The sequence below is a fragment of the Shouchella oshimensis genome (genome assembly GCF_004375095.1).
Lineage (GTDB): Bacteria > Bacillota > Bacilli > Bacillales > Bacillaceae_D > Shouchella > Shouchella oshimensis.
The window spans coordinates 77,163-99,138 of sequence record NZ_SNUX01000003.1; the positions used below are offsets into that span (position 1 = coordinate 77,163).

General features: G+C 39.9%; 24 protein-coding genes. 21 read left to right on the forward strand and 3 right to left on the reverse strand.

Annotated features, from left to right (window positions below):
- Window positions 1-70 precede the first annotated feature (70 nt).
- A complete protein-coding gene (locus tag E2L03_RS11135; RefSeq protein ID WP_038477948.1) occupies window positions 71-952 on the forward strand; it encodes an aldose 1-epimerase family protein in 882 nt (293 codons plus the stop codon).
- Window positions 953-993: 41 nt separating this feature from the next.
- Here the strand turns inward: E2L03_RS11135 and E2L03_RS11140 are convergent, their stop codons facing one another.
- The gene (locus tag E2L03_RS11140) at window positions 994-1,896 is read right to left on the reverse strand and encodes a hydroxymethylglutaryl-CoA lyase (protein WP_038477951.1); all 903 of its coding nucleotides are present in this window, start codon (window positions 1,894-1,896) and stop codon (window positions 994-996) included.
- Between the two features lie 62 nt (window positions 1,897-1,958).
- The gene (locus E2L03_RS11145) at window positions 1,959-2,252 is read right to left on the reverse strand and encodes a hypothetical protein (RefSeq protein ID WP_055736986.1); all 294 of its coding nucleotides are present in this window, start codon (window positions 2,250-2,252) and stop codon (window positions 1,959-1,961) included.
- A 314-nt stretch (window positions 2,253-2,566) separates the two neighbouring features.
- Between E2L03_RS11145 and E2L03_RS20855 the strand changes: the two genes are divergently transcribed.
- The 13 genes from E2L03_RS20855 to E2L03_RS11200 all read left to right on the forward strand — a co-directional run bounded on the left by E2L03_RS20855 (window position 2,567) and on the right by E2L03_RS11200 (window position 15,449).
- The gene (locus E2L03_RS20855; RefSeq protein WP_269083176.1) at window positions 2,567-2,698 is read left to right on the forward strand and encodes a hypothetical protein; all 132 of its coding nucleotides are present in this window, start codon (window positions 2,567-2,569) and stop codon (window positions 2,696-2,698) included.
- Window positions 2,699-2,854: 156 nt separating this feature from the next.
- A complete protein-coding gene (locus tag E2L03_RS11150) occupies window positions 2,855-3,898 on the forward strand; it encodes a FecCD family ABC transporter permease (protein WP_038477954.1) in 1,044 nt (347 codons plus the stop codon).
- Window positions 3,899-4,909, forward strand: coding sequence for a FecCD family ABC transporter permease (locus E2L03_RS11155; RefSeq protein ID WP_055736987.1), 1,011 nt, complete (start codon window positions 3,899-3,901; stop codon window positions 4,907-4,909). It abuts the gene before it with no gap.
- A gap of 13 nt (window positions 4,910-4,922) precedes the next feature.
- Window positions 4,923-5,753, forward strand: a complete 831-nt coding sequence (locus E2L03_RS11160) for an ABC transporter ATP-binding protein (protein ID WP_038477960.1) — start codon at window positions 4,923-4,925, stop codon at window positions 5,751-5,753.
- Window positions 5,754-5,915: 162 nt separating this feature from the next.
- Complete coding sequence (locus E2L03_RS11165; protein WP_134259201.1) at window positions 5,916-6,155, forward strand: hypothetical protein; 240 nt, start codon at window positions 5,916-5,918, stop codon at window positions 6,153-6,155.
- Between the two features lie 181 nt (window positions 6,156-6,336).
- Window positions 6,337-7,365 carry a serine hydrolase domain-containing protein gene (locus tag E2L03_RS11170; RefSeq protein ID WP_055736989.1) on the forward strand — a complete coding sequence of 343 codons (1,029 nt, stop codon included), beginning with the start codon at window positions 6,337-6,339 and terminating at the stop codon, window positions 7,363-7,365.
- Window positions 7,366-7,817: 452 nt separating this feature from the next.
- On the forward strand, window positions 7,818-7,973 hold the full coding sequence (locus tag E2L03_RS20415) for a hypothetical protein (RefSeq protein ID WP_158318496.1): 156 nt from the start codon (window positions 7,818-7,820) through the stop codon (window positions 7,971-7,973).
- Between the two features lie 215 nt (window positions 7,974-8,188).
- Complete coding sequence (gene pcrB, locus E2L03_RS11175) at window positions 8,189-8,884, forward strand: heptaprenylglyceryl phosphate synthase (RefSeq protein ID WP_055737020.1); 696 nt, start codon at window positions 8,189-8,191, stop codon at window positions 8,882-8,884.
- Entirely contained in the window at window positions 8,885-11,113 is a 2,229-nt protein-coding gene (gene pcrA / locus E2L03_RS11180; protein WP_134259202.1) for a DNA helicase PcrA, read from the forward strand.
- 18 nt (window positions 11,114-11,131) lie between these two features.
- A complete protein-coding gene (ligA, locus tag E2L03_RS11185; RefSeq protein WP_134259203.1) occupies window positions 11,132-13,147 on the forward strand; it encodes an NAD-dependent DNA ligase LigA in 2,016 nt (671 codons plus the stop codon).
- Between the two features lie 16 nt (window positions 13,148-13,163).
- Window positions 13,164-14,330: a CamS family sex pheromone protein gene (locus E2L03_RS11190; RefSeq protein ID WP_134259204.1), complete on the forward strand. Its 1,167-nt coding sequence runs from the start codon at window positions 13,164-13,166 to the stop codon at window positions 14,328-14,330.
- An 82-nt stretch (window positions 14,331-14,412) separates the two neighbouring features.
- The gene (locus E2L03_RS11195; RefSeq protein WP_134259205.1) at window positions 14,413-14,976 is read left to right on the forward strand and encodes a GNAT family N-acetyltransferase; all 564 of its coding nucleotides are present in this window, start codon (window positions 14,413-14,415) and stop codon (window positions 14,974-14,976) included.
- 14 nt (window positions 14,977-14,990) lie between these two features.
- Window positions 14,991-15,449: a DinB family protein gene (locus tag E2L03_RS11200; protein ID WP_038477977.1), complete on the forward strand. Its 459-nt coding sequence runs from the start codon at window positions 14,991-14,993 to the stop codon at window positions 15,447-15,449.
- A 102-nt stretch (window positions 15,450-15,551) separates the two neighbouring features.
- Here E2L03_RS11200 and E2L03_RS20420 read toward each other — a convergent pair whose 3' ends face one another.
- Window positions 15,552-15,719 carry a hypothetical protein gene (locus E2L03_RS20420; RefSeq protein ID WP_158318497.1) on the reverse strand — a complete coding sequence of 56 codons (168 nt, stop codon included), beginning with the start codon at window positions 15,717-15,719 and terminating at the stop codon, window positions 15,552-15,554.
- Between the two features lie 183 nt (window positions 15,720-15,902).
- Between E2L03_RS20420 and gatC the strand changes: the two genes are divergently transcribed.
- The 7 genes from gatC to E2L03_RS11235 all read left to right on the forward strand — a co-directional run bounded on the left by gatC (window position 15,903) and on the right by E2L03_RS11235 (window position 21,915).
- A complete protein-coding gene (gene gatC, locus E2L03_RS11205; RefSeq protein ID WP_038477980.1) occupies window positions 15,903-16,190 on the forward strand; it encodes an Asp-tRNA(Asn)/Glu-tRNA(Gln) amidotransferase subunit GatC in 288 nt (95 codons plus the stop codon).
- Window positions 16,191-16,214: 24 nt separating this feature from the next.
- The gene (gene gatA / locus E2L03_RS11210; RefSeq protein ID WP_124741637.1) at window positions 16,215-17,666 is read left to right on the forward strand and encodes an Asp-tRNA(Asn)/Glu-tRNA(Gln) amidotransferase subunit GatA; all 1,452 of its coding nucleotides are present in this window, start codon (window positions 16,215-16,217) and stop codon (window positions 17,664-17,666) included.
- 15 nt (window positions 17,667-17,681) lie between these two features.
- Entirely contained in the window at window positions 17,682-19,112 is a 1,431-nt protein-coding gene (gene gatB / locus E2L03_RS11215) for an Asp-tRNA(Asn)/Glu-tRNA(Gln) amidotransferase subunit GatB (RefSeq protein WP_124741638.1), read from the forward strand.
- A 197-nt stretch (window positions 19,113-19,309) separates the two neighbouring features.
- On the forward strand, window positions 19,310-20,218 hold the full coding sequence (locus E2L03_RS11220) for a diacylglycerol kinase (RefSeq protein ID WP_038477989.1): 909 nt from the start codon (window positions 19,310-19,312) through the stop codon (window positions 20,216-20,218).
- Between the two features lie 164 nt (window positions 20,219-20,382).
- Complete coding sequence (locus E2L03_RS11225; protein WP_038477992.1) at window positions 20,383-21,156, forward strand: DeoR/GlpR family DNA-binding transcription regulator; 774 nt, start codon at window positions 20,383-20,385, stop codon at window positions 21,154-21,156.
- A 3-nt stretch (window positions 21,157-21,159) separates the two neighbouring features.
- A complete protein-coding gene (locus E2L03_RS11230; protein ID WP_134259206.1) occupies window positions 21,160-21,627 on the forward strand; it encodes a PTS sugar transporter subunit IIA in 468 nt (155 codons plus the stop codon).
- A 12-nt stretch (window positions 21,628-21,639) separates the two neighbouring features.
- Entirely contained in the window at window positions 21,640-21,915 is a 276-nt protein-coding gene (locus tag E2L03_RS11235) for a PTS sugar transporter subunit IIB (RefSeq protein WP_197196473.1), read from the forward strand.
- Window positions 21,916-21,976 lie beyond the last annotated feature (61 nt).

Sequence of the window (21,976 nt, forward strand, 5' to 3'; positions counted from 1 at the left end):
CGAATCAATTCAGTAAACTCCTGCATATTCGTTGCGTTTTTTCCAGACTTCTTCATACTAAAGATACACTATGCTTGATAAAGGGGGAATACGTATCATTATTATTGAGAATGACAGGTTGCAAGTTGAAATTGCACATAAAGGAGCAGAGGTCCAGAAAGTTACTCAAAAGACCACAACTCAAAATAGAATGTGGTCAGGCGATCCAGCTTATTGGGGAAGAGTGTCGCCTATTTTATTTCCTATTGTAGGTGGATTAAAGAATGAAACGTATTCGTATAAAGGAAAGTCGTATACCCTTCCTCGACACGGATTTTTAAGAGATCAAGTATTTGTGACTCATTCGCTATCAAAAACAAAAGCTCGCTTTCACTTTGAATCCTCCGGGCAGTTTGCACACGTGTATCCATTTGAATTTACTGTTTATATCGACTATGAGTTGCATGAAAATACCTTGCATATTCAATGGCGCGTAGTCAATAATTCCGAAGAAGAAATGTTGTTTTCAATTGGGGGACATCCAGCATTTTCACTCCCAATGGAAGAAAATACGAATCTAGAAGACCATGTTCTGACATTGCGATCAGAAAAAGAGGTCACGTCGTATCAATTAACAGACGGCTTATTAAAAGAGGTTGAAGCATTACCTCAGTCGCTTTCACTTGTGCCACGTTGGTTTAAAGACGATGCACTTGTTTACAAGGGAATTCAAACTGTGGAAATTCTTGTGAAGGAAGAGACAAAACTACGTGTTGATCTTCACGGTGCCCCTTATGTTGGTATCTGGTCCCCTTATAAAGAACAAGATCAAGAGCTTGCATTTATTTGTATTGAGCCTTGGTACGGGATTGCTGATAAATGGGATGCTAGTGGAAATTTAGAAGATAAAGAAGGGATTCAGCGAATTAATGCCAATGAATCGTTTAAGGAAGGTTATACGATCCATTTTTGAAGAATAAACAAAGCTTCTCGCTTTATGAGAAGCTTCCTCCATTACCGTTGTTCTGCTAAAGTACTTGTTTTGCCTGCTTTCATAACCATACCAGGCAGGGGCTTAGGGAACCAGTTTTGGATCATCTGAGCTGTTTGAATAAGACGATCAAGGTCTACACCTGTTTCTACACCCATCTCGTGAAACATATGAACCATATCTTCGGTACAAACATTTCCTACTGCCAGTGGAGCGTATGGACAACCTCCTAGACCACCAACTGAAGCATCAAAGTGACGAACGCCAGCCTCGTATCCAGCAAGGGTGTTGGCTAGAGCTAAACCACGCGTATTATGAAAATGGAGACCGAGGTTTAATTCGCTTCCAAACTCATCATACAATGAAGCGACTCGTTTTTTCACCATAGAAGGGTTTGCCATACCAGTTGTATCTCCGAGGACAATTTTACTTGCACCTGCTGTTAAAAAATGCTCAACCATCTTTAAGAGAGGCGATAAAGGAATCATTCCAGTAAACGGGCAGCCAAAGGACGTGGCAAGAATGGCCGTCACTGGCTTCAACTGTTGTGCTTCTTTAATACGGGGCAGTAGATCTTCTAATCCTTCTTGAACCGATCGTTTTGCGTTTTTTAAATTAAATGCATCACTGACAGCAATGGATGTGTGTAAATGGGTAATAGAGGTCATCATGGCACGATCAATACCGCGACTATTAAGAGCAAGTCCAGCTACTTGAATACGAGAAGGTCGATTCCATTGGTCCAGAATAGCTTCCGCATCAGCCATCGCAGGAACGAGCTTTGGATGCACAAAAGAAACCGCTTCCAATTTATCAAGACCCGAATCGACTAAGTGTTCAAGCATCCCGATCTTTTGTTCCGTTGTTAATAGAGTCTTTTCATTCTGTAATCCGTCACGAACACCAACTTCAAAGATTTCAATCATATAAGCAGCTCCTTCATGAATAGACTAGACTAAAAAGAGGGCTATAGGCAATGCCCTCCAATTTAAGCTTGCATAAACAGGTAGCGAAAAAAAGTGACCGCTGCAATAAATCCAATTCCGATTAAATAAATAATCGCCAGCCTGCGCTCACGTGAATCTGACGTTTTAAGCGCATGTAAAATTAAAAGAGCTGCTAAAACGATATTTAAGAGCGATACAATGAAAAAAGGGAAAATACTTTGGTAAAGATTTTGTGACGCGATCCCTACTAGATTTACTAGTGCAACAAGAATGAAAATCCACATGTAAATCATCATTACGAGGGAAGGTCTTTCTTTCTTTTGATTAGTCGTCATTAGGAAGCCTTCCTTTCAATACATGTCTGTCGTATGAACATACGACATAATGAGTATATAGAGAAATAATAAAGAGGGAAAAAGGAAATTGCATGTTCAAACGAGAAAAGAATAAGAAAGAATAAATGTTTCTTATCAACAAATGATTTCTCCTTAAGAGCAGGCGCTCCCTCTTTTGCAAGTGTAGCATATGCTACTACTTTTATGCCTATATTTTAAAGTGATAATCCTTACAATATCTTAACCTTTTATTAAACTGAACAACATGGTTGGCTCATATACTAAAAGTAAGAAAGATAAAGGAGGGTTAAACGATGGAAGAAAAAATGCATAATGAAACAGGCGAAAATTTAGTTGTGGGTGCTCTATGGGCTCTGCTAATGAGTATACCTTTATGGATTGGTATTGCGTACGTCAGTTACAAGCTTTTTCTTTCGTTTTCCTAATGAATGTTCAGAAAAAAATGGTAAATAAAATGAATCAATCACCTTAAAAGGGTAAACAAAGACGAGATTTCTTGTTTTTTGTTTACCCTTTTCTCATAATGATGTATGATAATGATTATCAATAGAATGTAGCAAGTGGAAGAGGAAAATGATCGTATGGGGAGACAATCAGCCGTAACAACTTTAGAAAAAGCAAAAGCGCGCTCAAAACCTAGTCACGCATTCCTTGTGATCGGTCTTGGTCTTGTTCTTTTAACTGTTGCACTGGTTTTTTCCATTTCGTTCGGTGCTGCTAATATAAGTGTTGGGACAATTTGGGATGCAATTACAGCATTTAATCCAACACGAACGGAACATCAAATTATTTACGATATTCGTATACCGAGAGCGTTAGGAGCAGCGTTAGTTGGGAGCTTCTTAGCTGTATCAGGAGCGATTATGCAAGGCATGACGCGAAATCCTCTAGGGGAGCCTTCCATCATGGGTGTAATGGATGGCGCAGCCCTTGCTATTGCCATTATGTTTGCATTTAGTGCAAGTATTTCCGGCACAAGCTTAATGGTGGCAGCGTTTATTGGGGCTGGAGCAGGGGCAGCATTTGTCTTTTTCATTGGTTCCTTTGCCCGAGGCGGACTGACGCCGGCTAAGCTTGCCCTTGCTGGTGTTACAGTTGGAGCCTTTTTAAGTGCAATCTCTTCTGGTATTGCGATTCACTTTAATGTCGCTCAAGATATTAGTTTTTGGTTTGCCGGTGGTTTAGCTGGCATGTCATGGTCAAATTTACAAATGATTGTCCCAGTCGCCATTGGAGGGTTAACCCTTGCTTTAATCCTTTCTCGCTCTGTCACCGTATTAAGTCTAGGAGAAGATGTAGCAAAAGGGTTAGGGCAACGCATTCGCCTCATTAAAACCCTAGGTGTCATTGTTGTGTTATTGCTCACAGGTGCTGGTGTAGCAGTGGCAGGTGCGATTGGGTTTATAGGATTAGTGATACCACATATCACAAGAGGTTTAGTTGGCGTTGATTATCGCTACATTATCCCTTGCTCCGCCGTTCTTGGTGCATTGTTACTGGTGTTAGCCGATTTAGCTGCACGAATGATTAATGCACCGTTTGAAACACCAGTCGGGGCAATGACAGCTTTGATTGGCGTTCCATTCTTCCTGTATCTCGCTAGACGTGACGGGAGGAAATTATAAATGAATGCATTAGTAAAAAAGCCAGCCTTTAAGGTTGTTACCCTTATCTTACTTATTTTTTTAACGTTTATCGCTTCTTTACAAACAGGAGCCATTCAAATTCAGCCTGTAGATGTTCTACGTACATTAGTCGGCCTTGGTTCAGAACGAGATGCCCTTATTTTATTCGAATTCCGACTACCTCGAATGGTTATTGCGCTTCTCGTTGGAGCGGCATTAGCTGTATCAGGAGCTATTTTACAAAGTATTTCTCAGAATGAATTAGCTGATCCTGGGATTCTTGGAATTAATACAGGTGCAGGACTCGCTGTCGTCATTTTCATTTACTTTTTTCAAGGCTCTTTGTCAGGGGTGAGTCAGCTTACCATTTTTATTATGCCGCTTTTCGCTTTTATTGGAGCGGCGTTTGCTGCCTTTTTAATTTATGTATTTGCTTGGAAAAAAGGTATTACACCAGTTCGGCTTATTTTAGTTGGTATTGCTGTTAACGCTGCATTCAGTGCCCTTCTTATCGTCATACAATTGAGGATGGCACCGAATGATTTTATGCAAGCAACGATTTGGCTTACAGGTAGTATTTGGGGATCAACGTGGTCATATGTGCTAACGATTTTACCTTGGTTACTCATTTTAGTCCCTCTAGCTGTTTATAAAGCGAGAACATTAAATGTCATGCAGGTGGGAACCGAATCTGCCATATCATTAGGGGTGTCAATGGAAAAAGAAAGACGTTTGTTACTAATCCTTGCAGTAGCACTAGCAGCCATATCTGTTGCAGTAGCAGGAGGAATCGCCTTTCTAGGGTTAGTTGCCCCACACATTGCGCGTAAGTTAGTTGGGCCCCAGCATCAAATAATGATCCCTACAGCGACTCTTGTTGGAGCGTTCATTTTATTGGCAGCTGATATGATTGGGCGAAATGTGTTAGCACCTTCTGAGATTCCAGTTGGCATTGTCATTGCGATTATTGGTGCACCGTACTTTTTATATCTTTTAATGAGAACACCTTAGGAGGGGAAAACGATTGTCACGATTAACTACTGAACAACTTTCCATTGGATATGAGAAACGAGAAATTGTACGTGATCTCCATTTGAATATACCAGATGGGAAAATAACAACGATTATTGGGCCAAATGGTTGTGGGAAGTCTACCATCTTAAAAACAATTGCTCGCATCTTACAAGCTTCAAAAGGGGCTGTTTATTTAGATGGAAAGTCCATTCATAAGCAGTCCACAAAAGAGATTGCGAAGAAGATGGCCGTGTTACCTCAGTCGCCTGAAGCGCCAAGCGGGTTAACCGTAGAAGAGTTAGTCGCCTATGGTCGTTATCCCCACCAAAAAGGTTTCGGTCAATTAACAGATTACGATAAAGAGTTAATTCGTTGGGCGCTAGAGCAAACGAATATGGAAGAATTCGCAGACCGTTCCATTGAAGCACTGTCTGGAGGACAACGTCAGCGTGTGTGGATTGCGATGGCCCTCGCACAAGAAACAGATATTCTTCTTTTGGACGAACCAACGACGTATTTGGATTTAGCACACCAGCTTGAAGTATTACAAGTTTTGGAGCGTTTAAATCAAGAACAGAATCGGACAATCGTTATGGTTATTCATGATTTAAATCATGCGGCTCGATTTGCAGACTATATGGTTAGTATTCGTTCAGGTGAAATAGTAAAAGAAGGAACACCTGAAGAGGTAATGAATACGAAAGTGTTAAAAGATGTTTTTCAGATTGATGCCAGTATTGTCGCAGACCCCCGCACAGGAAAACCAGTTTGTTTAACGTATGATCTTCTTCAGAAAGAAGCCACGTTAAAGCAAGCAGACAAGATTCCTGCGTTCGCTTAATCCTTTTATTTACAGCTTATCAACCGTTGGTAAGCTGTTTTTGATTTCAATTAGAGAAAGAAAGAGTAAAATAGCTACGCTTCTGTTGTTTTTTTGAAAAAACCATTTTAATCGCTCATAATAAGTTTGTGATTAGCTAGAGATTGATTTAAGGAGGTGCGTATGAGTCTAGCAAGATCGTTTTTAATCGTGACATTGGGATTAACTCTAACCATCACTTTTTTAACGGGTGTATTATCTCCAGCGAATGCAACGATCATTATAGCAGTCTACCTTGTTGCGTCCTTACTCGAAGCACTTCACTTTGGACAGACAAGAAAAGTGAGCCGAAGTATAGCAACCGTTTCCTACGTTATGCTTGAGGTTTCCTCTATCCTATTGTTTCTTCTTTACTTTTCTTAGACCGATGGTGTACAAGACTACAGAATGAAGATTGATAATTGAAAAAAATCAATTTGAATGCTAAGCTCTAGTAAGTAAAGGAGGAGAGCAGAATGATTCGTTTCCAAATGTGAAAAGGCTGATTGAATGTGTTTTTATATAGGCCAACTTGCTCGAAAAACACATTCAGGAGGAATAAAAAATGAATAAATATATGAACTGGACTAGTCTTACTGAAAAACAAAAGGAACTGCAATTCTCTGGGAGTATCCATGTACGTAAGAATGGTACAAATCTAATTTCAGATGGATTCGGTCATGCAATCCGTTCAGAACAAATAAAAAATCAACCACAGACTCGTTTTTCCATTGCGTCTGGTAGCAAAATCTTTACGTCTATTGCTATTTGTAAGCTAGTGGAAGAAGGAAAACTCACATTCGACACAACTATCAAAAACTGCTTACGTGTGGCACTACCATATTTCGACGACGCGATCACCATCCATCATCTTTTAACCCATACATCAGGAATTCCAGACTACTTTGATGAAGATAAAATGGATGACTATGAGGAGCTTTGGGAGACATTCCCTATGTATCAAGTTCGTTCTCCAAAAGACTTCCTACCCATGTTTCAGTTAGAGAAAATGCAAGATAAAGTTGGTCGTACTTTTAAGTACAATAACACAGGCTATATTCTCTTAGGTCTCGTTGTTGAGGCAATAAGTGGAATGGATTTCGATGCCTATATTGCTAAAACGATTTTCACGAAAATCGGTATGACTAATTCAGGCTATTTTTCAGTGGATGAACTTCCTGAGAATGTGGCATGTGGCTATATTGAGAAACCTGATGGAGCAGTGAAAACAAATGTGTTTTCTCTACCTGCTAAAGGCGGACCAGACGGTGGGGCCTATGTGACTGCACATGATATGGGCATTTTTTGGGAAGCGCTCATGAATGGTGAACTGTTATCAGCTGAAATGATGCGGAATTTTATGGCTCCTCAAGAGCCTGTTGATGAGGACATATTCTATGGCTATATCGGATATATGGAATCAAATGAACAGGGAGTCGTTAAGTTTATACAAATGGGCTATGATCCAGGTGTTAATTATCGGTCAGTCTATTATCCAGAGCACGATCTGATCATTATTGTTTGTTCGAATCAATCAGAAGGTGCGTATGAAATGCTTAAAGAGTTGGAGCGTATAACTGTAAACGAGATATGAGTAAATAGAGGCTGGGACAAAAGTAGATAGACAGACCAAAATGACGAACATTCCTGAAAATAGGAACGTTCGTCGTTTATTTTATATGAACATTAGCGAAGGATTCTCCTGTAGCGGTGCTATTCAGCATATTTTAGACTATTCGTCTTTTCAAATACTACTTTTGGTTATGTCCCAGCCTCTATTTTTCTTCAATTAAAACGTTGATGAAATTTTTACAACAGTAGAGACAAAAAAAGAAATAGAAATGCATTGACAATGATAATGATATTCGTTATCATTTAGGTAGAACGTGACACATACACGTCTAGTTAATAGACCCCTTTTGGACCCTTGCAAAGCCTAATGCAGGGGTTTTTTGCTGTTTGAAACGGCTATTTTTTAGTAAGCACATGAATAATGAAACAGTGGGTAATCCTAATCCCATGATGCTAAAAAAGGGGCCTAAACTGATGATTACCGATGATGAACGATTTATTTTTGAGAGAGAATTAGCGCAGCTTGAATTGGAAAAGCAAAGCAACCAGCTCAATGAACGCTATAAAATGTATATAGATGAACAAATCGAGTTGTTAGAGAGTGTAATCTATGGAGATGAAAAAGAATAACTAGAGGCAACCTTCAATTAGCGAAGTGCCTTAGAAAACGGAAAAGCTCTTCTTCTGCTTAAATGCAAATACGAAAGAGCTTTTTTAAATGAAATAAATTCCGTTATTTTCACGCAATGGATACACGACATGCGTGTCTAACTTTGTTATAATAATGTGCAGAACGAACGTGCGTATTTGTGCTCGTTAAAGGGAGGCACGCGTGAATAACGATGATGAATAACATAAATGAGTGGTCGCATGTATTTAAGCTTGACCCTAATAAAGAATTAACAATAGATCATTTAGAGCGTTTATGTGAATCAGGAACCGACGCAGTGATTGTCGGTGGCACTGACGGTGTGACGTTAGATAATACATTAGAATTACTTGTACAAGTGCGACGATATCCGATAACCGTTGCACTGGAAGTCTCGAATATGGATTCCATTACGCCTGGGTTTGATTATTATTTGATTCCAACGGTTTTAAATAGCCGCAATCCCAACTGGATTATTGGTCAACATCACCAGGCGATGAAGGAGTATGGTGAATTAATTGATTGGGATACGTTCATTCCTGAGGGGTATTGTGTACTGAATCCAAATGCTAAGGTAGCAGAGTTGACTGATGCTACTACTGACTTGTCTGTGGAGGATGTAACGGCTTATGCAAGACTGGCAGAAAACATGTTACACTTGCCGTTCTTCTATATAGAATATAGTGGACAGAAAGGTTCTGTTGATGTGGTGAAGGAAGCGAAAGCAGCCCTCTCTTCAACAAAACTAATTTATGGCGGTGGAATTGAAAACGCTGAAGAGGCAAAGCAATATGCGCAGTATGCTGATGTAACAGTTGTCGGTAACGCTATTTATACAAATTTTAAAGAAGCAATAAAGACAGTAAAAGCAGTAAAAGGTGGTGCTTCATAAATGCAAGAGACGATCATTGAACGAATGTTAGAAGGTCTAAACCCAGAACAACGAAAAGCGGTTGTGCACACAGATGGCCCAGTCTTACTTATGGCTGGAGCTGGTAGTGGAAAGACGCGTGTCTTAACACACCGAATTAGCTATTTGTTACGTCACAATCAAACGCCTCCATGGGCAGTGCTTGCCTTAACGTTTACGAATAAAGCAGCACGAGAAATGAAAGATCGAGTTGCACAATTAGTTGGTCCAATTGCTGAAGATATTTGGATTTCCACTTTTCACTCCATGTGTGTTCGTATTTTAAGAAGAGACATTGACCGGATTGGTTACAACCGTAACTTTTCAATTCTAGATTCGTCAGATCAACTTTCTGTTATTAAGCAAATTTTAAAAGCACAGAACATTGACACCAAAAAGTTTGATCCTAAAGCAATACTTAGCATCATTTCTAGTGCGAAAAACGAGCTAAAATCTGCGAAAGCTTTCGCGAAAACAGCTGAGGGCATGTTTGATCAAGTAGCCGCAGACGTCTATCTAGAATTTGAAAAGCGCTTAAAAGTAAACAATGCGTTAGACTTTGATGATTTAATTATGAAGACAATTGAATTGTTCAGCGATGTGCCTGAAGTCCTCGAATTTTATCAACGAAAATTCCAATACATTCATGTTGATGAGTATCAAGATACAAATAAAGCGCAATATAAGCTTATAAAGCTAATGGGCGACCGTCTACAGAATATTTGTGTTGTCGGTGATTCCGATCAGTCAATTTATAAATGGCGAGGAGCGGATATTCAGAATATCCTCTCATTTGAAAAAGACTACCCAGATGCAACGGTCATTATGCTGGAGCAAAACTATCGTTCCACAAAAACGATCTTGCAAGCTGCTAATAAAGTAATTGGAAATAACGGGAACCGGAAGCCGAAAAACCTTTGGACTGAAAATGACCAAGGGGAAAAAATAACCGTTTATGAAGCGGCATCTGAGCAAGCCGAGGCACAATTTGTTGTGGAGAAAATAAAAGAAACAGCGGCAAAAGAGTCAAGTTTTTCTTATGCTGATGTGGCCATTCTTTACCGAACGAACGCCCAATCTCGAATTATTGAGGAATTCTTCATTAAATCGAATCTAGAGTACACGATTGTCGGCGGGACAAAGTTCTATGATCGTAAAGAAATTAAAGATGTTCTTGCTTATCTACGATTAGTGTCTAATCCAGAAGACGATATTAGTTTAGCGCGAATCGTTAATGTGCCAAAAAGAGGAATTGGGGCAACAACGGTAGATAAAATTGTTGCATACGCAACTCAAAATGGCTTATCGATGTATCGAGCTTTGGCTGAAATTGATCATATTGGTGTAACCGCTCGGGCTAAAACAAAACTGGTTGAATTTCGTGATCAAGTGAGTGGTTGGGTGCAACAACAAGATTATCTGTCGGTAACAGAACTAGTTGAAGAATTACTAGACAAAGTAGGTTACCGAGATATGTTAAAAGCAGAACAAACGATTGAAGCCCAATCACGTTTAGAGAATATTGATGAGTTTATTTCCGTTACGCAGGAATTTGAAAAGCGTAGCGAGGAAAAAGACTTAGTTTCTTTTCTAACAGACTTAGCACTAGTAGCCGATATTGACCAACTTGATGATGACAAGGTGGAAGCTCCGAAAGAGGCTATCACGCTTATGACTCTTCATTCAGCTAAAGGGCTAGAATTCCCTTATGTGTTTCTAATTGGAATGGAAGAAGGCATTTTCCCTCACAATCGTTCATTATTTGATGATGAAGAAATGGAAGAAGAACGACGTTTAGCATATGTAGGAATAACGAGAGCTGAAAAAGAATTGTATGTAACGAGTGCAAAAATGAGAACATTATACGGACGAACCAATACGAATCCATCGTCACGTTTTATAGCAGAAATTCCAGAAGATTGTAAGGAACCCTACGGTGTGCCTGTCTGGAATAGAGGGAATCAACAAGGGAGTAGCGCAGCTTCTATGGCTGCAAAGCGAACAAGTGCTATGTCTTCAAGAATGACAAATACAGGCGGAGACAGCTTTCAATGGGCTGTTGGTGATAAAGCGTCTCACAAAAAATGGGGCGTCGGTACAGTTGTTAGTATAAAAGGAGAGGGAGACTCAGTCGAACTTGATATTGCGTTTACACCTCCTACAGGCATTAAACGATTGTTCGCTAAGTTTGCCCCGATTACGAAAGTATAAGGTAAAGGAGATACATGAATGGACAAGCAACAAGCTGAGGGCAAGATGAAAGAGTTGAAAGAACAATTAGAGGAGTATGGCTACCATTACTATGTCCTCGATCAACCGAAAGTTCCAGATGCAGAATACGATCGTTTACTTCAGGAGTTAGTTCATCTAGAGGAAGCGTACCCTGAGTTAGCAACTGACGATTCACCTACGATGCGTATTGGGGGAGAACCCGCATCTGCATTTAAAAAAGTAACCCATCGTGTCCCGATGATGAGCTTGTCTAACGCGTTTTCAGCCGATGATTTACGTAGCTTTGACCGACGTGTGCGTCAAGCAGTTGGTGAGGACGTTTCGTATGTGTGCGAGTTGAAGTTTGATGGTTTGGCGATCTCTCTAACGTATGAAAACGGTTCGCTTGTACGAGGTGCAACAAGAGGAGATGGAACTACAGGAGAAGAGATTACAAGCAATTTGCGCACCATCCCTTCTATCCCATTACGGTTAAAAAAGCCTGTTTCGATTGAGGTTCGCGGCGAAGCCTATATGCCAAAACAATCGTTTGAGCGCTTAAATGAAGCGAAGGAACAAGCTGGAGAAGAAAAATTTGCGAATCCCAGAAATGCGGCAGCTGGATCATTACGACAGCTTGATCCTAAGATTGCGGCTAAACGGAATTTAGCTATGTTTGCTTATTCCATTGGTGAATTACGTGGTCAAACGATTACGAGTCATCATCAAGGGTTGGCGTTGTTAGATGATTTAGGTTTTAAAGTGAATAAAGAAGCGACAGTATGTGAAACCATTGATGAAGTGATAGCATTTACGGAAAAATGGGTTGAAAATCGTCATGAACTCCCTTACGAAATTGATGGGATCGTCATTAAAGTGAATGATCTTGCTCAACACGAAACGTTGGGCTTTACAGCTAAAAGCCCACGCTGGGCAACAGCATACAAATTTCCGGCAGAGGAAGTAATGACCACATTACACAAGATTGAATTGAACGTAGGACGAACAGGGGTTGTAACGCCAACAGCTGTTCTCGAGCCCGTTGTCGTTGCTGGGACAACCGTAAAGCGGGCATCCCTCCACAACGAAGATTTAATTCGGGAAAAAGATGTTAAGCTCGGCGATACGGTGATCGTAAAAAAAGCAGGCGACATTATTCCTGAAGTCGTTGCGGTTATAACAGAAAAGCGTACTGGAAAAGAAATTGATTTTCATATGCCTACAGAATGTCCTGAATGCGATAGCGAACTAGATCGGATTGAAGGAGAAGTAGCCTTGCGCTGTTTGAATCCGAAATGTCCAGCTCAAATTCGAGAAGGGCTTATTCATTTCGTTTCAAGAAATGCCATGAATATTGATGGTTTAGGCGAAAAAGTGATTAGCCAGCTGTTCTCTCATCAATTAATTGCAGATGTAGCCGATCTTTATACGTTAGATCGTGACGAACTACTTGCACTAGAACGAATGGGTGAAAAATCTGTGGACAATTTACTCGACGCTATCCACCGGTCAAAAGACAACTCACTTGAGCGTTTATTATTTGGCTTAGGGATACGCTTTGTTGGCGCGAAAGCAGCCAAAACACTTGCATTGGCGTTTGATTCAATGGATCGCCTTCGTCAAGCTTCTGTGGATGAGCTTTTAAGCATTAATGAAATTGGCGAAAAAATGGCGGATTCAATTGTGTCTTATTTTGATAAACCGGAAGTAGATGAGTTGCTTGAAAAATTGAAGCAAGCGGAAGTGAATATGCAGTATACAGGTGCAAGACCAGTGTTAGAGCAAAGCGACCATGAATCGCCATTTAGTGGGAAGACGATTGTTTTAACAGGTAAATTAAGTCATTGGAATCGTAAAGAAGCCCAAGAAAAAATCGAAGCACTAGGTGGTACTGTAACAGGCAGTGTTAGTAAAAAAACAGATATTGTTATTGCTGGAGAAGATGCTGGTTCAAAGCAGAAAAAGGCAGAAAGTCTTGGCATTACCATTTGGACAGAAGCTGAATTTGTGCAAACTATGGAAGATTTAGATTGAGAAAGGGGTACGTTCAATGAAACGTTGGGGGATCATTGGGCTAAGCACCATGCTTTTAGCAGGCTGTACGATTTTCGGAGGAAATGATGGGGCGGAGCAAGATGTACCAGAAGTGGAGATAACGGATGATTCACTGAGCGTTATACCGCCTGTTGCTTCAGAAGAAAATCATTATTCAAGTGTGTTAAAGGATGGTGCCTATCTACATGGAGAAACACGAGGGTACGGAGTAAACACAATGAATCGTAGTAATTTAGATTGGTTTGAATTAGGGTTAGAAGAAATTGCAAAGGATACGTTTGATCCAGGTTCCTACTATTTTCAGGAGGGACAACATCTAACAAGGGGAACTGTTGTAAACTGGATTAACCGCTATAGCGATACCAATCCAGATGGTTTAAATCCAGAGCTAGGAGTGGATGACGAAGAGGTAGATTTACAAGAATCTATCGATGCTCGTAAGCAAAACCCTCTTATTTTAAGAAATATTCTAGAGCACAATTATATGCAGCCAAGCGAGAATGGTACGTATGAGACAGAGGGCATCGTCATTGGTTTAGCGCTCTATAGTGTCTATTCCTTTACGTATGAAGGGACACCTGATTCTCAAGAGATCTCTGCAAGCCAACAGGAACAAGCTGGAAAAGAAGCAGCTGAACAAATTGTGGAACGCTTGCGTAATGGTGCGAGTGCGCTAGAAGAAGATATTCAAGATGTCCCGATTGTTGTTGCTTTATTTGACGATAAGCCGAGCAACAACCTTAATGCTGGCAATTTCTTTATGAAAGGCGTATTTGAACCAGGACAAGAGGGGGAGTGGACTGACATTAATGAAACCCATATCCACTTTCCATCTACTGACGCAAACAATGATTACCAATACGACGCGGATCGGTTTTCTAAATTCCAATCAGACATTCAAGGATTCTTTGAAAATCATGTTGGAGTTGTCGGAAAGGCTCGGTATGAAGAGAACCGTTTAGCCAAACTAGTCGTTAACATTAATATTCAATACAAAGGAAAAGCAGAGGTTGTAGCGCTGACCCAGTTTGCAGCTTCTAAAGCAGAAGAATACTTTGAAGAAGTACCGATAGACATTGAAATATCGTCGATGTCGGGTGTGATTGAAGGCATTGTATCTTATTACCCTGATCGAGATCCGTTTATTTACGTGACAAACTAAAAGTGGACCAGTTCTTAAATGAGCTGGCTACTTATCTGTATTTATTTTCGGAATTTTCATTTCTTATGTTGGGGGTATTAAAATGAATCCGCTACTACAGCATTTACCAGAAGAAATCTATACAGATCGATTACGAATTCGTGTTCCCCAAAAGGGAGATGGTGATACGGTTTATGCAAGTATACAGCGTTCAAAAGAAGAGTTAAAAAAATGGCTTCCGTTTGCTATGAAGGAACAGACAGCTGCAGAGGTGGAACAAAATTTACGTGAAGCATATGCAAAATTTCTTCTAAGGCAAGACATTCGATTACTCCTTTTTGAAAAAAGCAGTGGGGAATTCGTAGGTTCCTCTGGACTGCATCAATTAGACTGGGATGTTCCAAAATGTGAAATTGGCTATTGGATTGATTCTCATAAAAGTGGATATGGATTCGTAACAGAAGCAGTCGAGGCAATTACAGCGTATGCTTTTACTCATATTCAAGCAAAACGCGTGTGTATTCGCTGTGACTCAGCGAATCAAAACAGTCGTGCAGTTGCTGTACGAGCAGGCTTTCAACTGGAAGGTATCTTAAAAAATGATGAGTGGTCTGTTGACAAAACCATGCTAACAGATACGGCTATTTATGCAAAAACAGTAGAATAGGGGGGCTTTCATCGATGGAAGTGTTTTTTCACTACAATTGGCAAGTTCGTAAAGAATGGATGAATTGGTGTGAACAATTAAGCCAAGAAACATTTCTAAAAGAGCGAATTGGTGGTGTTGGGAGTTTTGCCAAAACGTTACACCATATAATTGATGTAGAGTGGAGCTGGATTAGACGATTGGAATGTAAGCCAGATCCAGAAACAACTTTATCACAGGAAACAACACTTCAAGACATACGACAACTTCAGCAAATGTACCAGTATGATGTGCAAGCATTTGTTAAACGTTGGTCGCCTTCATATGAAAATCGGTTATTTGATGATGGGCATCCCCCACTCGATACGTGGGGAGTCATTATGCGGCATATTATTGCCCATGAAATTCATCATATTGGCCAACTGTCGATATGGGCAAGAGAACTTGACTTAAAGCCAATTTCGGCAAATGTCATTGGAAGAAAACTTAGTTGATCCATTCAAGCATGACAATGATTTTACTTGTCAAGCTCTTTCTGTCGCACAAATTGGTTGGGCGATGTTGTAATTTGGGAAGGGTAATATCGTCATTGTAGATTAATGATAGGGCTTTACTTCCCAAGGTGGCGGTTTGCTAAGATGCACATTTAATTTATAGGCAAAGGCTTGTGCTGTTTCATAGGAATCGAAAATGAGTGGTTGTTGATTACTAGATCTTAATAGAACTGTGACCGAGTTGTTTGACGTTCGTTCCAGTCGGTACATACATACCTCCTTTTTTTGCTTTTCTACTTAACGTTACTTTCATAAAGTATCGCAGAAAAACTGGCAGAAAGATAGCGTTTTCAGAAATATTGTGAAATTTTTAAAATGATGCTTTGTTGCTTGAGTGTGTTGAATTTGGTATTATTAATCATATTGTCAAAAGATCGTTTTGGAGGTGCCATTATGTCTAGAATTTCACAAGAACAAGTTAAACACGTCGCTCATCTTGCGCGTTTATCCATAACAGAAGAAGAAGCAGAGCGTTTTCAGGGGCAGTTAGAAGCTATTATTACTGCCGCAGAGCAATTAAATGAAGTTGATACAGAAGGTGTTATCCCTACAACCCATGTGCTAACGATGCATAACGTTATGCGTGAGGATAAGCCAGTTGAAGGGTTAAAAGTAGAAGAAGTGTTAAAAAATGCGCCAGATCACGAAGGCGGACAAGTCCGTGTTCCTTCAGTGTTTTAGTGGTTGTTTAAGAGGAGGACAAGCATGTCATTATTTGATCATTCAATAAAAGAGCTGCATCATAAGTTAGCAGCAAAAGAAATTAATGTGAGTGACCTTGTTGATACGTCGTACAAGCGTATTGGAGAAGTAGACGATAAGGTTAAAGCGTTTCTAACGTTAGATGAAGAACGAGCTCGCACTTTAGCGAAGCAATTAGATGAAGTGGATGCGTCTGCAAAAGATGTATTGTTCGGAATGCCAATTGGAATTAAGGATAATATCGTTACAAAAGACTTACGTACAACATGTTCAAGTAAAATGCTAGAAAACTTTAACCCGATTTACGATGCAACTGTCATGAACAAGCTAAGAGCGGCTGAGACCATTACAATCGGAAAAATTAATATGGATGAGTTTGCGATGGGTTCTTCAAATGAAAACTCAGCGTTCCAAACAACAGCAAATCCTTGGAATACAGACTATGTTCCTGGTGGATCAAGTGGGGGCTCAGCAGCTGCTGTAGCTGCTGGTGAAGTACCATTTTCTCTTGGTTCTGATACAGGTGGTTCGATTCGTCAGCCTGCAGCATATTGTGGAGTTGTTGGTTTAAAACCTACATATGGTCGTGTATCAAGGTATGGTTTAGTTGCGTTTGCATCTTCCCTTGATCAAATTGGTCCAATTACGCGTTCTGTAGAGGACAATGCATATTTGTTTGAAGCAATTGCTGGTCACTGCCCTTCTGATTCTACGTCTGCACAGTTACCGGTTCCTCCGTACCATGAGTCTCTAACTGGTGATATTAAAGGTTTGCGAATCGCAGTGCCGTCTGAATATCTTGGAGAAGGTGTCGATCCAGATGTACGTCAATCGGTACTTGATGCGCTAGCTGTCTTAGAAAAAGAAGGTGCCGTATGGGAAGAAGTTTCCTTACCGCACTCGAAGTATGCTCTTGCTGCGTATTATGTGATTGCATCTTCCGAAGCTTCTGCCAACCTTGCTCGTTTTGATGGTGTTCGGTATGGTTATCGTGCTGAAGGAGCTAAAGACTTACTCGACCTTTATAAGAAGACGCGCTCTGAAGGGTTTGGAGATGAAGTGAAGCGTAGAATCATGCTTGGTACATTCGCATTAAGCTCAGGTTACTACGACGCTTATTATAAAAAAGCACAGCAAGTTCGTACACTTATCAAGAAAGATTTTGATGAAGTGTTTGCTTCTTACGATGTTGTTATTGGTCCGACTACACCTACACCTGCATTCCGAATTGGTGATCAATTAAATGATCCAATGACGATGTATGCGAACGATATTTTAACCATTCCTGTTAACCTTTCTGGTGTACCAGCATTATCGGTTCCATGTGGATTTAAAGATGGTTTACCGCTAGGCTTACAAATTATTGGTAAGCACTTCGATGAAGCAACGATTTACCGTGTTGCCGATGTGTACGAAAAAGCAACACCATTTTCTAAAGAAAAGCCAGCATTGTAAGGGAGGGAATTCGTGATGAATTTTGAAACAATTATTGGATTAGAAGTACACGTAGAATTAAAAACAGAATCAAAAATTTTCTCACCGAGCCCTAACCATTTCGGTGCTGATCCTAATACAAATACAAGTGTGATTGACCTTGGCTACCCAGGTGTCTTGCCAGTATTAAATGAACGGGCTGTTGATTTTGCGATGAAAGCTGCTTTAGCCTTAAATTGCCAAATTGCGACCGATACAAAGTTTGATCGGAAAAATTACTTTTATCCGGACAACCCTAAAGCTTATCAAATATCACAATTTGACAAGCCTATTGGTGAAAACGGATGGATTGAAATTGAAGTAAATGGAAAAAAGAAGAAGATTGGTATTACGCGTCTGCATATGGAAGAGGATGCAGGAAAGCTTACTCACGCTGATGATGGCTATTCACTTGTCGATTACAACCGTCAAGGAACGCCACTTGTCGAGATCGTTTCTGAGCCAGACATTCGCACGCCAGAAGAAGCGTATGCTTACTTAGAAAAGTTAAAAGCGATTATCCAATATACAGGTGTATCTGACTGTAAAATGGAGGAGGGCTCTTTGCGTTGTGACGCGAACATTTCTCTTCGTCCAATAGGTCAAGAGAAATTCGGTACGAAAACGGAGTTGAAGAACTTAAATTCATTTAACTTCGTTCGTAAGGGGCTAGAGTACGAAGAAAAGCGTCAAGAACAAGTGTTATTAGCTGGCGGTGTAATTGAGCAAGAAACACGTCGTTATGATGAAGCCGGAAACAAAACCATTCTCATGCGTGTTAAAGAAGGGTCAGATGATTACCGTTACTTCCCTGAGCCTGACTTGCTTAATCTGTACATTGATGACAGCTGGAAAGAGCGTGTTCGTCAAGAGATCCCTGAACTTCCTGATGCGCGAAAAGAACGTTATGTACGTGACCTAGGTTTACCTGCGTATGATGCGCATGTATTGACATTAACAAAAGAGATGTCCGATTTCTTCGAAGAGACGTTGGAGCAAGGGGCAGACTCTAAACTTACTTCAAACTACTTAATGGGTGACGTACTGGCTTATTTGAATGCAGAACAGAAGGAATTAGAGGATGTTGCGTTAACACCAGCTGGATTAGCAGGGATGATTAAACTTATTTCAGAAGGTACAATTTCCTCCAAAATTGCTAAAAAAGTATTTAAAGAGTTAATTGAAAACGGTGGCGATGCAGAACAAATCGTTAAAGACAAAGGACTTGTGCAAATCTCTGATGAAGGTGAACTGCGCAAAATGGTTACTGACGTATTAGATGCTAATGAACAGTCCATTATCGATTACAAAAACGGAAAAGATCGCGCACTCGGATTCCTTGTTGGACAAATTATGAAGGCCTCAAAAGGGAAAGCAAATCCACCGATGGTAAATAAGCTATTAGTGGAAGAGATGGACAAACGGTAAGAAATAATCAAAAGCAAGAGGACCAACGTGTTCTCTTGTTTTTTATGACGTAAGCGTTTAGTATGCTAAGTATTAGGGAAAAATAAGGAAGATGTTTACTTGTTTTTACATCTTTTCAGTCATTCTTGCATACGTTTCTTTTGGAAAATAACGTACAATAAGAATGGATAAAGTGAAATGGAAAAGTAGGGATTGCAATGAAACGAGCACGATTAATTTATAATCCGAGCTCTGGTAGAGAGCAATTAAAGAAAAATTTAGCTTATATTTTAAATCGATTAGAACAAGCTGGTTATGAAGCCTCTGCTCATGCAACAACACCTGAAGAAGGTTGTGCGATTCGCGCAGCACGACAAGCAGGAGAGAGAGGGTTCGATTTAGTTATTGCAGCCGGAGGCGATGGAACGATCTTTGAAGTTGTGAACGGCTTAGCTGATTTGGAAACGCGTCCGATGCTTGGCATTATTCCAGCAGGAACAACAAACGACTTTGCTCGTGCACTTGAGATTTCACGTGATATAGAACAAGCGATGAATGTCATATGTGATGGTCATTCTGAGCCAATTGATATTGGTCGAATGAATAATAAATACTTTACAAACATTGCTGCAGCCGGGACACTTACTGAATTAACCTATGAAGTACCAGCTAAGTTAAAAACAATGGTTGGTCAAATGGCTTACTACATAAAAGGGATAGAGAAACTACCTCAAGTAAAACCAACTGCGGTACGAATTGAGTATGATGGCAAGTTATTTGAAGGTGAGATTATGATGTTTCTTGTTGCAAACACAAATTCCGTTGGAGGCTTTGAGAAGCTAGCGCCAAGTGCATCGTTACAAGATGGTATGTTTGATTTCCTTGTAGTGAAAAAAACCTCATTCCCAGAGTTTGTTCATTTAGCATCCCTTGCGTTAAGGGGTGAGCATATCAATCATGCTAAACTTCTCTATGTGAAAGCCAATCGAATTAAGGTTGAGCTGCTTGAAAATCATGAAATGCAATTAAACTTAGATGGTGAACGTGGGGGCGTCCTACCTGCAGAATTTGTAAATATGTATCATCATTTTCAATTATTAATGCCAAAAAACCGAAAAAAGCGTTAGCAATAGAGTATAAAAGTAGAGATGTCAAATAAAAGACATCTCTTTTTTTATTTGCAATTTATTGCTTTTTTCCGTATTTATTTCATTTTGCAATAATAATAAAAAAATATAGTTTGCTTTTATTGTCATTATTAAGTATAGTATAGAAAAAGGAGTGTGATTTCATGCTTGCAGAGGAAAGACAAAAACAAATTATGCAAGACTTATATGAATTTCAATCTGTTAAAATTTCCGATCTGATTGAACGTCTGCAAGTGACCCGTGAAACAGTCCGCAAAGATTTATACGAATTAGAAGAAAAAGGATTCATTCGAAAAGTTCACGGCGGTGCTGTGTTGAATAAATCGAATATCCAAACAGCTTACACAAATCGAAAATCTGTGAATGAAAAGGAAAAACGCGGGATTGCTAAAGAAGCAGCCGCATTTGTTGGAGAAGGAGACACCGTTTATATTGACTACGGTACAACGGCCCTTTATCTCACTCAAGAATTAATGCTTCATGCGAAGAATCTAACCATTGTCACGAATTCGTTAGCGATCGCAAATGAAGTCGTCGACGGCTCGAATTTTGAACTGATCTTAATTGGTGGAAATGTACGTCGAAATGAACGGTCAACTGTTGGACCAATCGCAACGCGAACGATGCATGATTTATTTGTTGATATTGGCTTCTTTAGTGCCGGTGCATTGCATCCAACACATGGGTATACAAGTGTGCATTTAGGTGAAGCAGAAGTGTCTAAATTGATGCTACAACATACACACAAGCATGTGATGATGATTGATTACTCAAAGTTTGGCACGGTCCATATGAATCGTGTTGCGAAAATAGAAGAAATCGAGCGTCTCATAACAGATGAAAAAGCAAATAACAGCATGCTTAAAGAGATTGAAAAAAAGACAAAAGACGTTGTAATCGCCAAGAGTTCAGAGTAATAAATGGACCATCTCTTATTTGATGCGTCTTTCGTCTATTTGAACCAATCCATACACACAAAAAAAGAATTACTTACAGCTCTCGGTACACAGATGGAAGCTTCAAGATGTGCTACTTCCGGCTATACGCAAGCTTTGCTTGAACGAGAAAAAGACCATCCGACAGGTATTCCGTTTCAACCAACAGGAGTTGCCATTCCACACAGTAATGAGGCATTTATAGTGAAAAGCAAGATAAGTTTGGTTACTTTGAGAAGACCGATTTATTATGAACAAATGGGAACGACAAATGTCTTTATTCCTGTGTCGATTATTTTTTTATTAGGCATTAAAAATGATCACGCAGCTCGTAAAACGGTTCTTACGCTTTTGGAAAAAATACAAGATCATCATTTTTTATCTACCATTCGTTCATTTTCATCACCCTATGAAGCAAGTCGTTATTTAAATAAGCATGTACAAAACCTATAAGGAGGAATAGATGTGAAAACGATTATTGTTGCATGTTCCGGTGCTTTAGCTACTTCCATGGTTGTCGCTAGCAAAGTGGATAGATTGCTTAAAGACCACAAAATTACAGCTACGATTGTAGAATGTCGTCTCACTGAAATTGAAGAAATGCGGGATCAAGTCGATCTGATTATTACCACAACGAATGTTTATCGTTCATATGGAGTGCCGACCCTTCATGGATTGCCTTTTCTATCTGGTGCCGGAGTTAGTAGGGTCTCAGACGAAATACTCTCCTATTTAACGTAACTTGATTAACATGCTCAATAAGACTTGTCTTGTATATTCTTGATATGTTTTCATTCTTCCC